Source organism: Butyrivibrio sp. XB500-5, assembly GCF_003625505.1.
Taxonomy (GTDB): Bacteria; Bacillota; Clostridia; order Lachnospirales; family Lachnospiraceae; genus Butyrivibrio.
In genome coordinates, this window is the sequence record NZ_RAIS01000006.1 from 252,516 (window position 1) to 266,759 (window position 14,244).

Consider the following 14,244-nt stretch of genomic DNA (forward strand, 5'->3'; position numbering starts at 1 on the left):
ATTAAAATAATAAGCATGGCTTAGAATAATTCCAAGCCATGTTTTTTTATTTGTGTAGATATGAGTGTATATATGATCAATCCGAGAAATTGTAATCAATCTGGATATCAACATCATAGTCAGGATACAGCTCTCTTGCTCTCTTAAGAAAAGCTGCATATGTTTCAAATTTATTTTTGGCTTCGATGTTAAGTACAAGATCAAAACGGATTTCTTTTGTCTCAGAGTTCATATAAAAACCGTGTGTAGAAAGCACATCGGGATAATCCTTGATCAGCTCACGTATCTTTAAGTGAGCTTCCTTTGCCGCTTCATCATTGGTATTTGATGAATAAATAGATATTCCCGTCATGCTGATACCTTTTTCAATGAAGACTTTCTTAGCGATCTCGCGCTCTATACGGTCGATCTGAACCGCGTTCATGGTATCATCAACTTCGATATGCGCCGAGCCCATAAGGCTTTCGGAACCGTAGTTATGTACAACAAGATCATACACTCCTTTTACACCGTCAACACTTCTGATCACATGCTTGATCTCTTTTGACATCTCATGAGTTATTCTCTCACCAAGCAGTTCACTGATCGTATCCTTAAGTGTCTCGTAGCCTGTCTTAATAATGATGAAAGCAATGATCACACCAATGTATGCCTCAATGCTTAGCCTTGTCGTGATAAAGATAATGGCTGCGGCAAGTGTTGCGGTTGATATGATCGAATCATTAAGTGCATCCTTACCCGATGCAACGAGTGAATCCGAATCAACTTTCTCACCGGTCTTCTTGGTAAATAAGCCGAGTGCGATCTTAACCACTATCGCAGCGGCAACGATGATAAGAGCGGGCACGCCGTAATCGGGTACTTCGGGATGAATTATCTTTTTAACGGACTCGATAAGCGATGTAATTCCGGCGTAGAGAATGATAACACCGATAACAACAGCTGACATGTACTCTATTCTGCCGTATCCGAAAGGATGCTTCTTATCGGGCTCTTTTGCCGAGAGCTTCGCTCCTATTATCGTAATGATCGATGACATCGCATCGCTTAAGTTATTTACCGCATCCATCGTGATCGCAACGGAATTGGAAAAAATTCCCACAAATGCCTTAAATGCCGATAATATGAGATTTGCTACAATTCCTATTATTCCGGTTCTTACTATCGTTTTCGTTCTGTCCATACCTAGCTCCTTATATTAAAAAGAATAGATTCCTCCCTGATCCGACTTCTGCCACGGCTTGTCACCATCTGTGCCAAAGTCAAGAAACTGTTTGTTCTTCTCATAAAATGAGGCATTATGATATTCTATTGAAACAGTATTACCGTCTTGTGTTTTTTTACTGTAGTTTACGATCACTACTCCGTTATCAACTCTGTAGATTTCGTCTACTTGGAAACCTTCATTTCGTATCTCTGTGGCAAGATCCATGCCGCATATTGAAGCAAGCTCTTCCTCGGTAATGGTATGGGCATCATAGTAGCAAAAATCCTGCTTATCTTTATCAAAGTAAGCGTAGTAATTCTTCCATGTATGTCCCGTAACCATCTTCTCACTCTCATCTGCCCCGATCTCATATTCAACACACATATCATAGGCAGGGTGAGAAACCGAAAAACCATCAATCTTTTCGTCGGTATATACGTAACCGGTTCCGGATATACGTGATTCTTCGCATTTTCCGTCTTTTACGAAAAATATTTGCGAATATGCTTCCGATACATAAGCTTCCGTCAGCATAACAATTTTCACATTTTCAACCGTTAATGGCTCAAATACAGACCCTTTTTTATTCACGGCTATATTCTTTTGTGCTAAAATCTCCTCGCATGAATCATCGCTTACAAACCATAAACTTCCGTTACTTCCGAGAACATCTTCAACTTCTCCGCCAAGAAAAACAAAAGCCTCTTTATCTCCGTCTCCATCAAAGTCATCAACAAGCGTCTCCTGCACATCCATAGGTACATTTCCGGCCGCAGACAAAACCTTACTGATATAAAGATCTTCTAAGCTCTCCTGATCTGCTGACGTTGCCATAGTACCGGCATCATCCGATGTTGCTGCGCCTGTGGCATCCTCAGTAACATCCTGCAAAGTTAATTCCTCTTGGCTCGTCTCTGCGGTTCCCGCATCGACCTCTTCCCCGCATCCTGCAATCGAGCACAACATCAGGCCGGCCAAAACAGTGGCACTTACTTTATTTAATAAATTCTTTTTCATCATATCTCTAACCTTTTCCTTTTATAATCATATTATCAATAAACAATGGCATTATACCATAATAAACCTTTCTTCTTGAAAAAAGAATTCAAAACCATGATAATTATTCTATGGGCAAAAAAGGCGAAGACATAAACATAACTTCAAAAGAAGCCGCAGAAATGCTGGGAATATCCAGGGCAACGATTGCCAATTGGATCAAACTAGGAAAACTGTCCGGTAAAAAAGAGGGAGAAAGATATATTCTCTCTTTGTCTGATGTCCAAAAAGCCAAGAAAGCCCTTGAATCATCTTCTCTTTTACAAAGTAGGAGAAACAAGAGCTTATCCGAAAAGAACTTTATCCCAAAGTCCTATATAGACAAGAAATCCCATAATTACAAACATATCAAGAAGCTTATCTCTTATATTATGCATAGCGAACGAGGCATAGACATAGCCGACCTTATTACCTTCTATGCCCTTACTATGCTTAATCGTAACGGCGTAAGGTCGGATTATTACAAACAGCTGATCTATGATCTTCTCCCAATCAAAAGAGATGACCACGCTACAGACACGGACTTTGAAAGTGCTGTAACTGATCACCTAAAAAAGATCATGAACCTTGGTTTTGTGTTGAACGACTATCCGCTTACATATATTGAAGGCGAAGATACTCTGGGAATGCTCTACATCTCGCTTCGAAGACTCCGTGACAAAAAATCAAAAGGGGCATATTATACTCCTTTTTACGCGGTCGACACCTGTCTTTCAAAGTTAAAAGAGATATCTCCCAATAACGCCAAGATTCTTGATCCCGCCTGCGGAAGCGGAAATTTTCTTATAAGGCTTCCCAAAAACATACCTATAGAAAATATCTATGGCTGCGACATCGATAAGATTTCCGTATGCATAGCAAGGATAAATCTCGCGCTCAAATACGGCCTTAAGTCCAAGGAAAGCGCGAATATTCTTATGAATAACATTAAGGAAATGGACTTCCTTACATCTGAAACTGCAGGCAAAAGAGCCGGCGACAAGCCGTTTTCTCCCAAAAGCGGTTTTGACGTAATCCTCGGTAATCCGCCGTGGGGCTACTCTTTTAGCTCGTCCGACATAAAGAGATTAAAAAGATTTTTTCCTTTTCTTTCGGCAAACGCAAGGCCCGAATCATTTTCTCTTTTTATAGAAAAGGGCCTGTCTGTATTAAAAGATAACGGTACGCTTACATATCTTCTTCCCGAGACACTTCTCGGATCTGATATGTATCTTTCTATAAGAAAAGAGATCCTGTCAAAAGGCTGTGTCACAGGCATTTCTTACCTTGGAGATATTTTCGACAAGGTTCAGTGTCCGTGCATTATTTTGACTGTCAAAAAAGGTGCCGCCGGTAAAGCCTCCGCAGTCGCTAATCATGAAGATATAAATATTTCTTTTTACAAAAGAAAAGCAGGACTATCCAAGATCGATGATTTCAAAGCTACATCAGACAGATTATCAGAAAGCTCTTTTCATATTTTATGCGGAAGTAAAGACTACGAGCTGATAAAGAAAATAGAGAGTTCAAAACACTTTACGTTAAAAGATAAGGCAGATTTTGCACTCGGGATCGTAACGGGAAACAATAAAAAGCTGTTGTCGGATGTTTGCTCAAAGGGGTTCGAACCAATAGCAAAAGGAAGTAATATAAGCTCTTACGTGGTTTCCGCCCCGGCATCGTACATTGTATATAACCCGGATGAATTCCAGCAATGCGCGGACGAGTGTTATTACAGGGCAAAAGAAAAACTTCTGTACCGTTTCATCAGCAGCAGACCCGTATTTGCTTACGACGACACCGGATTACTTTCTTTAAACAGTGCAAATATCATGATACCGAAGGTGCCAAAATACACTGCGCTATACATACTCTGCGTACTTAATTCGCCCGTAATAAGCTATTATTACAAAAACTCTTTTAAGAATATGAAAGTACTTCGCTCTGCTATCGAGGCTCTTCCGATCCCCGTATGCGATGCAAAAACTATTGAAGAGATCACAGAGCTTGCCAAAGAGCTTATAAGTTCAATAAAAGATGCACGATCGGATAGCAATAAGTCCTCCGTAAGCACTTCTATTGCTGACAACATAGATCATAAGATTGCATATTTATACGGACTAAACGATAAAGAATATCACTATATCTGTGAAAAATGCGAGGAATAACAAAGTTTATAAAAATTAGTTTACTTTTACAGTTTAAAGTGTTATAGTGTAAATCGAATGTTTTATACGGAGGTAATTTATTAATGTCTTTTGAATATATACAAAAGCTTCCCACACCCGATGAGATAAGGGATGAGATTCCTTTACCCGATCAGCTTGCAGTTCTTAAAAAAGAAAGAGATGCAATGATCTCAGACGTGTTTACGGGAAAAAGCGATAAATTTCTTGTTGTTGTAGGCCCTTGCTCTGCAGACAATGAGGATGCCGTTTGCGATTATGTTTCAAGACTCGGCAAAATAAACGACAAGGTTAAGGACAGACTTATCCTTATTCCCAGAATATATACCAACAAGCCTCGTACAACAGGTGACGGCTACAAGGGAATCACTTCTCAGCCGGATCCCGAAGGAAAGACAGATTTCCGCGCAGGTCTCATTGCCATGAGACACATGCAGATAAGAGCTATCGAAGAATCAGGTCTTACCGCTGCGGATGAGATGCTCTATCCCGAGAACTGGGGCTACATGGCTGATATTCTCTCCTACGTTGCTATAGGTGCACGTTCAGTTGAGGATCAGGAACATCGTATGACAGCCAGTGGTTTTGACGTTCCCGCAGGAATGAAGAATCCTACTAGCGGAACCTTCAGCGTTATGCTTAACTCAGTATACGCTGCTCAGCAGTCTCACTCTTTCGTATACAGAGGCTATGAGGTTAGGACCAACGGTAATCCTCTTGCGCACTGCGTACTTAGAGGATCCAGCAACAAGCATGGTCAGTCAATTCCGAACTATCACTACGAGGATCTCAGTTTGCTTCTTTCTCTTTATGAGGAGCGCAACATTGTAAATCCCGCAGCCATCATTGATGCAAACCACAACAACTCCAACAAGCAGTTCAAGGAGCAGATCCGTATTGTGAAAGAGGTTCTTCACTCAAGAAATCACAATCCAGAGATCAAGAAGCTTGTTAAGGGTGTTATGATCGAGAGCTACATTGAGGAAGGTTGCCAGAAGATCGGCGAAGGCGTATACGGTAAGTCCATTACGGATCCTTGCCTTGGCTGGGCCGACACAGAAAAACTTCTTCTCGAGATGGCAGAGACTGTATGATATAAGTAAAGGCGGTGAATTATTCACCGCCCTTTTTTATCTTAATCTTGCCCATTCATAAGGATCTTTACTTCTATCCTCTTTTTCTATATATCTGCTTAGCGTATTACTGTCATTAAATCCCAGCATATCCTGAATAGATGAAATATCTGCGCCGTTATCGACCAGATGAGCGGCGAAAGAATGACGTAAGGTGTACGGAGTTATATCAGAGCTTACGCCGGCTTTTTTGACGTAAGTTTTGATAAGCTTCCAGAGCCCTTGACGGCTCATTGGATTACCGTCGCAGTTAAGAAATACCGTCTTTTCCTTTTCTATATCTTCGCCTTCACAAAGCTGCGTTCTTGCATCCAGAAGATAATGCATCATCGCATCTTTTGCCATCTTTCCGAAGGGAATGATCCTCTCGGACTTATTCTCTTTTCCCTTATTAAGTCTAAGACATCCTATGCTCAGATCGATGTTTGAAAGCTCAAGTGAAACCAGTTCTCCGGCCTTAAGCCCTGTTGCATATAAAAGCTCAAGGATTGCCTTATCTCTTACGCCCTTGGCATTTTCCGGGAATTTCTGAGACAAAAGAGCCTGAACCTCGGTCTCTGAAAGAATCCTTGGCTTGGATGCCACGGCTTTGGGGCTTTTTAAGACTATGGCAGGGTCATCGGAAATATTGCCGTTCTCTACCATGTACCTAAAAAAAGCCTTCATAGAAGTGTTGTGCCTTATGATCGATGACGGCGCAAAATTCTCTTCCCGAAGGCTTGCAGCATAATCCATGAGACGATCGCCGGTGATATCGGAAACGGAGGTAATCCCGCGTTTCTTCATATATCCGGCCATCCTCTCCAGATCACGCCTATATGAAATAATCGTATTGGTTGAAGTCTTTTTTACACCTGTAAGGTAATCTACAAATTCTTCAATCTGTTCATTCATATATTTCAGTTCTCTTCAACAATCTTGCAGATCTTAGGATAAACATTGAGGCAATCGAAAGTTGCAAAATAGTCCATAGGTTTCTCTGCTCTTCTAATAAGCTTGAAGCTTCCGTCCTTCTGAAGAAGAACTTCTGCACTCTTAAGCTTACCGTTATAATTATAGCCCATTGAATAACCGTGAGCTCCGGTATCGTGAATAAAGAGATAATCTCCTTTTTCAATCTTGGGAAGCTTTCTGTCTATAGCGAACTTATCATTGTTCTCACAAAGTGAACCTGTTACATCATAAACCTGATCGCAGGGCTCATTCTCTTTTCCGAGAACCGTGATATGATGGTAAGCGCCGTACATGGCAGGTCTCATAAGGTTAACCGCACATGCGTCAACACCGATATACTCCTTGTATGTGTGCTTCTCATGAATAGCCTTGGTCACAAGTGCACCGTAAGGTCCCATCATGAATCTTCCCATTTCTGTATAGATCGCAACATCGTCCATTCCTGCGGGAACAAGAATCTTATCATACTGCTCTTTTACACCCTGTCCGATTGCATAGATATCATTGCCTTCCTGATCAGGCTGATAAGGGATTCCTACGCCACCTGAAAGGTTGATGAATGCAATCTTGGCTCCTGTCTTCTTCTGAAGATCTACAGCGAGCTCAAAGAGCTGTCCCGCAAGCTTGGGATAATACTCGTTGGTTACAGTGTTACTTGCAAGGAAAGCGTGAATACCGAATCTCTTGGCACCTTTCTCCTTGAGGATCTTAAATGCCTCATAGATCTGCTCTGTTGTAAGTCCGTACTTAGCATCTCCCGGGTTATCCATGATACCGTTACTCATCTGGAAAACTCCGCCGGGATTATATCTGCATGAGATAGTCTCGGGAATCTTACCGATTGACTTCTCAAGGAAATCAATGTGTGTGAAATCATCAAGATTGATGATGGCGCCAAGCTTATCTGCAAGAACAAATTCCTCTGCGGGTGTATCGTTTGATGAGAACATGATCTCATGCCCCTGCGCTCCTACTGCGCCGCTAAGCAAAAGCTCAGTCTTGGATGAGCAGTCAAAGCCACATCCTTCCTGTCTTAAAAGATCAAGTAATACGGGGTTGGGATTAGCCTTAACCGCAAAATACTCCTTAAATCCTTTATTCCATGAAAAAGCTTCATAAACCGCCTTGGCATTCTCTACAATGCCTTTCTCATCATAAAGATGAAAGGGTGTAGGGATCTTCTTTGCGATCTCTTCTACTTTTTCCTTTGTTACAAATGGTTTTTTCATAATATCCTCCCTGTATTAAATATTCTCTATTTGCCAATCAATCGGCGATAAACCGTTATTTGCCAAAAATTCATTGCACTTACTGAAATGCTTGCATCCAAAGAACCCTCTGTAAGCCGATAACGGGCTGGGATGAGGCGCCTCCAAAATAAGGTGTTTGGGATTGTTTAGCATCGATTTTTTCATCTGAGCGGGCTTACCCCACAGCATATAAACTATAGGTCTGTCCTGCTCGTTTACGGCCTTTATAATGGCGTCGGTGAACTGCTCCCAACCTCTTCCCTTATGAGAATTGGCCTGATGCGCTCTGACGGTAAGAACCGTATTCAAAAGAAGTACTCCCTGATCCGCCCATTTCTTGAGATATCCGTTATTGGGAACATAGCATCCAAGGTCATCGGAAAGCTCCTTGTAGATATTTACAAGTGACGGCGGTGTGTCAGCCTTACCGGGCAGTACGGAAAAAGATAATCCGTGAGCCTGACCGGGCTCGTGATAAGGGTCCTGTCCCAAAACAAGAACCTTGACCTTATCAAGCGGAGTAAGATGAAGCGCATTAAAAATATCCTCTGAAGGCGGATATATCACGCTCTTACTGTATTCGTCTTTTATAAAGCTATAAAGCTGCTTGTAATATGGCTTCTTAAACTCATCGGAAAGAGCATCAAGCCACATTCCAGTGATCATCGACATTCGTTTTGTCTACTTCCCGTCAGCAAGGTCTGACAGGAACTCCCTTTCCTTTAAGATAGTTTTTAACTTCTGAAATCTCAAGCTCCTTGTAATGGAACAAAGAAGCTGCCAGCGCCGCATCTGCCTTACCTTCCGTAAGCGCATCGTAGAAATGTTCCAAAGTGCCCGCTCCGCCCGAAGCGATAACGGGTACGTCAACTGTCTCCGCTATTCTTCTTGTAAGCTCTATATCATAACCTGCCTTGGTTCCGTCACAGTCCATACTGGTTAAAAGAATCTCTCCCGCGCCAAGGTCGACCGCTTTCTTGGCCCACTCTATAGCGTCGATTCCCACATCAATCCTGCCGCCGTGCTTATAGATATTCCATCCGCTTCCGTCAGCTCTTTTCTTGGCATCAATAGCAACAACCACGCACTGACTTCCGAATTTATCGGCTGCCTCAGCGATAAGCTCGGGTCTGTCGATAGCTGCCGAGTTCATTGAAACCTTATCGGCACCTTCTCTTAAGATTGCTCTTACATCGTCGACAGTCCTGATACCGCCTCCTACCGTGAAAGGAATGAAGACTTTTTTGGCAACTTCTCTTACCATGTCGGCAACTGTCGCACGTCTTTCATTGGAAGCCGTGATATCAAGAAAAACAAGCTCATCGGCGCCCGCTTTGGAATACGCCTCTCCGACTGATACGGGATCACCTGCGTCCTTGAGATTAACGAAATTTATTCCTTTTACAACTCTGCCGTTATTAACATCAAGGCAGGGTATAATTCTCTTAGTAAGCATATCTTCTCCTTAATAGATTTATACAGCAAGAAAATTCTTAAGTATCTGCATTCCGACATCCGCACTCTTCTCGGGATGGAACTGACACGCAAATACATTGCCGCTCTCAACGGAAGCATCTATCGTAACGGAATAATCCGTTGTGGCCGTAACGATGCCCTTGTCTGCCGCATTAAGATAATAGGAATGAACAAAATAAACATAAGGATCTTCCGGAAGGTTCTTAAAAAGCTTGCCTTCTCTCGGAAACTTAAGACTGTTCCAGCCAATCTGAGGAACCTTGTAGGCATTACCCTCTTTGTCGGTTCCGGGAATAAGCTGTATTTTTCCACGCAAAATGCCCAGGCCGTCAGCTCCTCCGAGTTCCTCACTGGAATCGAACAAAAGCTGAAGTCCCAGGCATATTCCTAAGAACGGGATCTCTTTATCGACCACTTCACGGATTGATTCTCTGATCCCGTATTGATCTATTCTCTTCATGGCATCGGCAAAAGCACCGACGCCGGGAAGTACCACGCGATCGGCTCTGTATATTTCCTTGGGGTCTCTTGTAACAACAGTCTCTGCACCAAGATACTGAAAAGCCTTCTCTACGCTCTTTATATTACCTGCATCATAGTCTATTATTGCAACCATTCGGCATCAAACTCCTTATTATTCTTTCGATGCCTTCTGCAATCACATGTGGCTTATGACTCCGTGTCAAAGCCGACTATTTCCATAAGCTTGATAGTATAATCTCTATCCTTTTTGATAGAATTGATCTCCGCAATCTCATCTTCGGAAAGACCATAGTTCTCTGAAAGCAACGATTCTATACTATCGTACACGCTCTGAACTTGAATTTCAACATTAAACTTCTGTGCTTCCGTCAATAATTCGTCCTTACTGCGTTTCGCCATAAGAAGCATGTCCAGAGCTTCGGTTTTCTTGTCCATAGCGATGTAGTTCTCATATCCGTCGAGGTATCTCTCAGCCCACGCAATAACTCTGGCCTGTTCATACATTGTACTCTGCTCGGCAGTCTGCTTCTTTCCATACCAAAGTTTATATGTTGTGGCATAGTCTCCGTGCGTATACGCTCCCTGTGCTCTCTGTGAGGATATTCTCTCCGGAAGTAAGAATGCAGGAAGACATACAAGTATTCCGAGGCTTGCGGCAAATATCGCGGATAAAATAATTTTCTTGGGAGCCATAGCCTTTTCGGGAACGCCTGGTTCCTTAGGAGGCTTGGGCTTTTTCTCCTTCTTGGGCTTCGGAGGTTTTTCCTTCTTAGGCTTTTTCTCCTTTTTAGGCTTTTCCTTCTTAGGCTTTTTTTCTTTTTTCTTTTTCTTGGGATTACCCTCTTCCTCGCCAAGTTCATTAAGAACCTGCTGATTCTCATCGGTAAGGCTCGCAAGCTCTCCTCCTGCGGAAACTTCCTCATCTTCTTCCGTAAGAGTCTTTAATAGCTTGGTAAGAAGGCCCTCCTTCTTTTCTCGGCTTAATCTGTGAGGGGTATCAATTCCTATATCGGCTGTCGCACCTCCTACGTCTTCGGAAAGGCCAGCCAATGCGGAAAGACCGGGATCTGCTCCGAGATCGTCAAAACCTTCGTCCGTAAGAGCACCCAAAATATCATTCTTGGCAGTATCGGGGTCTTCCGCTACTCCCAGTTCCTCATCAAGATGAGCGGTATTTTCTATATCTTCAACCTCATCGTTGGCGAGGCTGTTCATAAGCGCATCAAGATCCGGAATGGATATATTGTCCTCAGACCCTGATTCACTTGAAGGGGACTCAGGTGCAACACTCTGTGTAGGTTCCGGAGCATCTCCGCTTACAAGCTCAGCAATCTCTCCATCTAAAGAAGATCCGCTTCCCGTATCTGTTTCGATCAGTTCATCAAGACTTGCTTCAAGATCTTCAAGATTGATATCATCCTCAGATATCGCTTCAAGACCTGATAAAAGAGAATTATCAAGCGTTACGACTTCGGCGTCCTCAGTGATCGCAATACCCGGTGTGACACCGCCTTCCTGATTCCCTCCCTCTTCGGGAGCAGGCTCCTCGGTAAATGCCTCCATAAGCGCTCCAAGGTCTGAAATCTCATCTGTATTATCTATAGGATCGCTTGCGCCTGAAGCTTCTCCAAATTCCTGTTCCTGCTCTTTATCGAGAATATCACTAAGACTCTCTGCTCCGGCTTCTGTAGCCTCTGTAAGGCTGTTTCCCGGCATATCATCAAGAAGATCGGTAAGGATTTCTTCAGGTGTCTGATCGGCATCGGATTCTTTTTCAACAGCAACTCCACTGTCATCCGGAAGAGTGATCTCCGGAGCCATCTCAAGCAAAGAATCGGTTTCCTCAGACTCATCTATAATCGGAGTTGGGGCCGCTTCCTGCGGAGTTTCTTTTTCCTGAGTAAAATCTATGTCAAAATTTTCGTAGGTCCCGTTTTTTATGCTCTCATCCATGCGCTCTGCATCGGCTATTGCTTCATCCAGCGCAATCTCCTCGGGATCTCGCACATCCTCATCCGAAGGATCGTCTCCAACCTTAAATGAAGGAAGAGAATCATCCGAAGGCTTGGCAATATCATCCAAAAGGTTCGCCATATTATCATCGATAATTTCGTCCGCATCCAGTTTATTGAGAAGATTACCGATTTCCTTTATATCAGCATTGCCGTTTGCATTATCTATAAGCGCACCAATATCCCCTGATCCGTCATTCGACGTAGGATCAGAGGTACTCTGTTTGGTTTTGGAAGCCATTCTGCTAAGGGCTGATTGAGGATTATTATTATTTGATTGTGCTGAGTTCAGTAAGCTGTCGAGATATTCCTCATCATTAGACTTCATAGTCATCTACTCTCCTGCAAAATATAATCAACGGAATTCATTTTCACGGAATCCGTTTTATCTTTTATTTCAGGTGTTGCCTGGTAGAGCTTCTCATGTACTCTGATAAGATGAGCCTTCTTATTAAGCGATACTACATTTTCAAACGGGAGCCTTACTACGGTCGGGTATTCAAGTCCTACACCAAGTTCTAGCATTACCAATTTGAAATTAAGTGTACGCGAAAGAAATGTAAGATAATCACTCCATCTATCTTTATACGCTATTTCGTTATAATTAATTTTACTATATTCAGGACGTTTTTGGTTAATATATAACTCATTTCCTTCAAAAAAAGCTTTTTTAAAAGAAATATTCTTATCAAAAGAACCGTTATCTTCAGTAATTATCTTATGTATCGCGTTTACGGTCTCCATAAAATCTGGATTTTTATCGGCTGCAAAAAGTTCTCCGTCAGCGCTGTCTGTTTGAAGATACATGTAATTTCCGCAAGGGTAAACGCAGTTTTTAACATCAAAGCCGAACATCGGAGCATCCCAAAGACAAATATCACTTACCAAAAAGAACTTTTTATCACCTATAAGCTTTAGCAGTCCCTTGTAAGCCTCTTCTATCTTTTCATCGTTGTTGTAATATGCATATTCGTATTCAACGATGGGCTTTAGCCAGCTGTTTTCTTCTATACTGCAATAATCCAATATTTCATTATATCTATCGTCTTTTTTTATCGCATTCTTAACCCAGTTCCACTCGCTGCCTATGCCTATTATCAGTCTGTCAGCATCTGCAATGAGCTCTTTTAAATTTCCGGTCATTATTAAAACTCCAAGGATTTATTTTATTTATACATAAAGAACTCCCTTTGGGGCAGTCCTGAAAACGTGTTTTCATAACTGAGCCAAAGGGAGATAAAGTCAGATATTATTAACCAGCTTCAGATGCATTAACAAGTTCGTCGATTACAGATACAAGGTTGCCGATCTCGGGCTTGGAAAGCTGTCTGTCGGCTCCAAGTGATTCTCCTTTTCTTCTCATTTCCTCATTAACAAGTGATGAGAAAATAATAAGAGGAATCTTCTTGGTTGCGTCATCGTCCTTTACAAGCTTGGTGAGTCTGTGGCCATCCATGATGGGCATCTCAATATCGGTGATGATACATTTGATCTGATCAAGCTCACCTCTGTCCTTACACTGTTTAATGTAATCATATGCAAGCTTACCGTTCTCGAAATGTCTTACGTTGTTGTAACCTGCTTTATTGAGCGAATCAACAATAAGCTTATTAAGAAGCTGTGAATCCTCTGCAAGAACAATAGGCACTTCGTTTCTGGGACGTGATCCGATGTCTGAAAGAGCATCCATATTAAGACCCGTATTGGGATTAATGTCGGAAACAATTTTCTCAAAGTCGAGAATAATGATAAGCTGATTCTCGAACTTGATAATACCTGTTGAAATACTCTCCTCAGCCTTTGAAATTGTAGCATTGGGCTTGATGATGTCGGCCCATGATACTCTGTGAATACCTACAACCGAATCAACATGGAAAGCAATATCAAGTTTGTTGAAGTTGGTAACAATGAAAAGTCCGCCGGGCTTTGATGCGCCCCTCTGAAGGCAGTTTCTAAGATCAATTGCAGTGATCATAGTATCACGCGGCATAAATATGCCTTCAATACTAGGATGAGCGTTAGGAACTGGCGTCACCTCCTGGTATACAATTATTTCCTTGATCTTAGCTACATTGATACCATAACAATGGTCATCAATCTTAAACTCAAGGACTTCTAACTCGTTGGTTCCGTTTTCAAGCAGGATTTTTGATTCCATTCTCTCACCTCACGTGTAATATTGTATTGAATTGTGATTATTAATTCATTAAGAAAAATACTTTATTACGACTTATATTATATTGAATATCTTAGTTTAGTATAGCATAATTTTCTGAAAATAAATATAAAAAAACGAAAAAGACGGGCATTTGACCGTCTTTTAAGAATTCATTTATAAGTTTTTTATATTTTTCTTTATTTGTTCAAAAAGCAAAGAAAAAACTTGTACTTTCAAAACCGAACACTGAATATTTCCAGATCTCTATACACTTTTATGGATAAGCCCTCGACCTATTAGTACACATCAGCTGAACATGTTACCATGCTTACACCTTGTGCCTATCTAAC

12 protein-coding genes are annotated in these 14,244 nt (G+C 41.9%); 2 read left to right on the forward strand and 10 right to left on the reverse strand.

Annotated features, from left to right (window positions below; translation table 11 throughout):
- Nucleotides 1-76 precede the first annotated feature (76 nt).
- Both D6856_RS12130 and D6856_RS12135 read right to left on the reverse strand, forming a co-directional pair.
- Nucleotides 77-1,183: a cation diffusion facilitator family transporter gene (locus D6856_RS12130; protein WP_120687095.1), complete on the reverse strand. Its 1,107-nt coding sequence runs from the start codon at nucleotides 1,181-1,183 to the stop codon at nucleotides 77-79.
- A gap of 15 nt (nucleotides 1,184-1,198) precedes the next feature.
- Nucleotides 1,199-2,227, reverse strand: coding sequence for a hypothetical protein (locus tag D6856_RS12135; RefSeq protein WP_120687096.1), 1,029 nt, complete (start codon nucleotides 2,225-2,227; stop codon nucleotides 1,199-1,201).
- Between the two features lie 107 nt (nucleotides 2,228-2,334).
- Between D6856_RS12135 and D6856_RS12140 the strand changes: the two genes are divergently transcribed.
- Entirely contained in the window at nucleotides 2,335-4,410 is a 2,076-nt protein-coding gene (locus D6856_RS12140; RefSeq protein WP_120687097.1) for a TaqI-like C-terminal specificity domain-containing protein, read from the forward strand.
- Between the two features lie 83 nt (nucleotides 4,411-4,493).
- Complete coding sequence (locus D6856_RS12145; protein WP_120687098.1) at nucleotides 4,494-5,522, forward strand: 3-deoxy-7-phosphoheptulonate synthase; 1,029 nt, start codon at nucleotides 4,494-4,496, stop codon at nucleotides 5,520-5,522.
- A gap of 36 nt (nucleotides 5,523-5,558) precedes the next feature.
- Here D6856_RS12145 and D6856_RS12150 read toward each other — a convergent pair whose 3' ends face one another.
- The 8 genes from D6856_RS12150 to D6856_RS12185 form a co-directional block, all read right to left on the reverse strand.
- Complete coding sequence (locus D6856_RS12150; protein WP_120687099.1) at nucleotides 5,559-6,455, reverse strand: tyrosine-type recombinase/integrase; 897 nt, start codon at nucleotides 6,453-6,455, stop codon at nucleotides 5,559-5,561.
- 5 nt (nucleotides 6,456-6,460) lie between these two features.
- A complete protein-coding gene (locus tag D6856_RS12155; protein ID WP_120687100.1) occupies nucleotides 6,461-7,747 on the reverse strand; it encodes a diaminopimelate decarboxylase in 1,287 nt (428 codons plus the stop codon).
- Between the two features lie 12 nt (nucleotides 7,748-7,759).
- On the reverse strand, nucleotides 7,760-8,437 hold the full coding sequence (locus D6856_RS12160) for a uracil-DNA glycosylase (protein WP_092248832.1): 678 nt from the start codon (nucleotides 8,435-8,437) through the stop codon (nucleotides 7,760-7,762).
- Between the two features lie 19 nt (nucleotides 8,438-8,456).
- Entirely contained in the window at nucleotides 8,457-9,221 is a 765-nt protein-coding gene (hisF, locus tag D6856_RS12165; RefSeq protein WP_092248835.1) for an imidazole glycerol phosphate synthase subunit HisF, read from the reverse strand.
- A gap of 18 nt (nucleotides 9,222-9,239) precedes the next feature.
- Entirely contained in the window at nucleotides 9,240-9,857 is a 618-nt protein-coding gene (hisH, locus tag D6856_RS12170) for an imidazole glycerol phosphate synthase subunit HisH (RefSeq protein ID WP_120687101.1), read from the reverse strand.
- A 53-nt stretch (nucleotides 9,858-9,910) separates the two neighbouring features.
- The gene (locus tag D6856_RS12175) at nucleotides 9,911-12,070 is read right to left on the reverse strand and encodes a hypothetical protein (RefSeq protein WP_147367840.1); all 2,160 of its coding nucleotides are present in this window, start codon (nucleotides 12,068-12,070) and stop codon (nucleotides 9,911-9,913) included.
- Nucleotides 12,067-12,879: a hypothetical protein gene (locus tag D6856_RS12180; protein ID WP_120687103.1), complete on the reverse strand. Its 813-nt coding sequence runs from the start codon at nucleotides 12,877-12,879 to the stop codon at nucleotides 12,067-12,069. Before D6856_RS12180 ends, D6856_RS12175 begins: the two co-directional genes overlap by 4 nt.
- A 109-nt stretch (nucleotides 12,880-12,988) precedes the next feature.
- Entirely contained in the window at nucleotides 12,989-13,894 is a 906-nt protein-coding gene (locus tag D6856_RS12185; RefSeq protein WP_092248847.1) for a chemotaxis protein, read from the reverse strand.
- Nucleotides 13,895-14,244 lie beyond the last annotated feature (350 nt).

Bases quoted from the DNA above. Each gene is read 5' to 3' on its own strand.
- D6856_RS12185 (WP_092248847.1), bottom strand. From the start codon at position 13,894: ATGGAATCAAAAATCCTGCTTGAAAACGGAACCAACGAGTTAGAAGTC.
- D6856_RS12175 (WP_147367840.1), bottom strand. From the start codon at position 12,070: ATGACTATGAAGTCTAATGATGAGGAATATCTCGACAGCTTACTGAAC.
- D6856_RS12130 (WP_120687095.1), bottom strand. From the start codon at position 1,183: ATGGACAGAACGAAAACGATAGTAAGAACCGGAATAATAGGAATTGTA.
- D6856_RS12140 (WP_120687097.1), top strand. From the start codon at position 2,335: ATGGGCAAAAAAGGCGAAGACATAAACATAACTTCAAAAGAAGCCGCA.
- hisF (WP_092248835.1), bottom strand. From the start codon at position 9,221: ATGCTTACTAAGAGAATTATACCCTGCCTTGATGTTAATAACGGCAGA.
- D6856_RS12150 (WP_120687099.1), bottom strand. From the start codon at position 6,455: ATGAATGAACAGATTGAAGAATTTGTAGATTACCTTACAGGTGTAAAA.
- hisH (WP_120687101.1), bottom strand. From the start codon at position 9,857: ATGGTTGCAATAATAGACTATGATGCAGGTAATATAAAGAGCGTAGAG.
- D6856_RS12145 (WP_120687098.1), top strand. From the start codon at position 4,494: ATGTCTTTTGAATATATACAAAAGCTTCCCACACCCGATGAGATAAGG.
- D6856_RS12160 (WP_092248832.1), bottom strand. From the start codon at position 8,437: ATGTCGATGATCACTGGAATGTGGCTTGATGCTCTTTCCGATGAGTTT.
- D6856_RS12180 (WP_120687103.1), bottom strand. From the start codon at position 12,879: ATGACCGGAAATTTAAAAGAGCTCATTGCAGATGCTGACAGACTGATA.
- D6856_RS12135 (WP_120687096.1), bottom strand. From the start codon at position 2,227: ATGATGAAAAAGAATTTATTAAATAAAGTAAGTGCCACTGTTTTGGCC.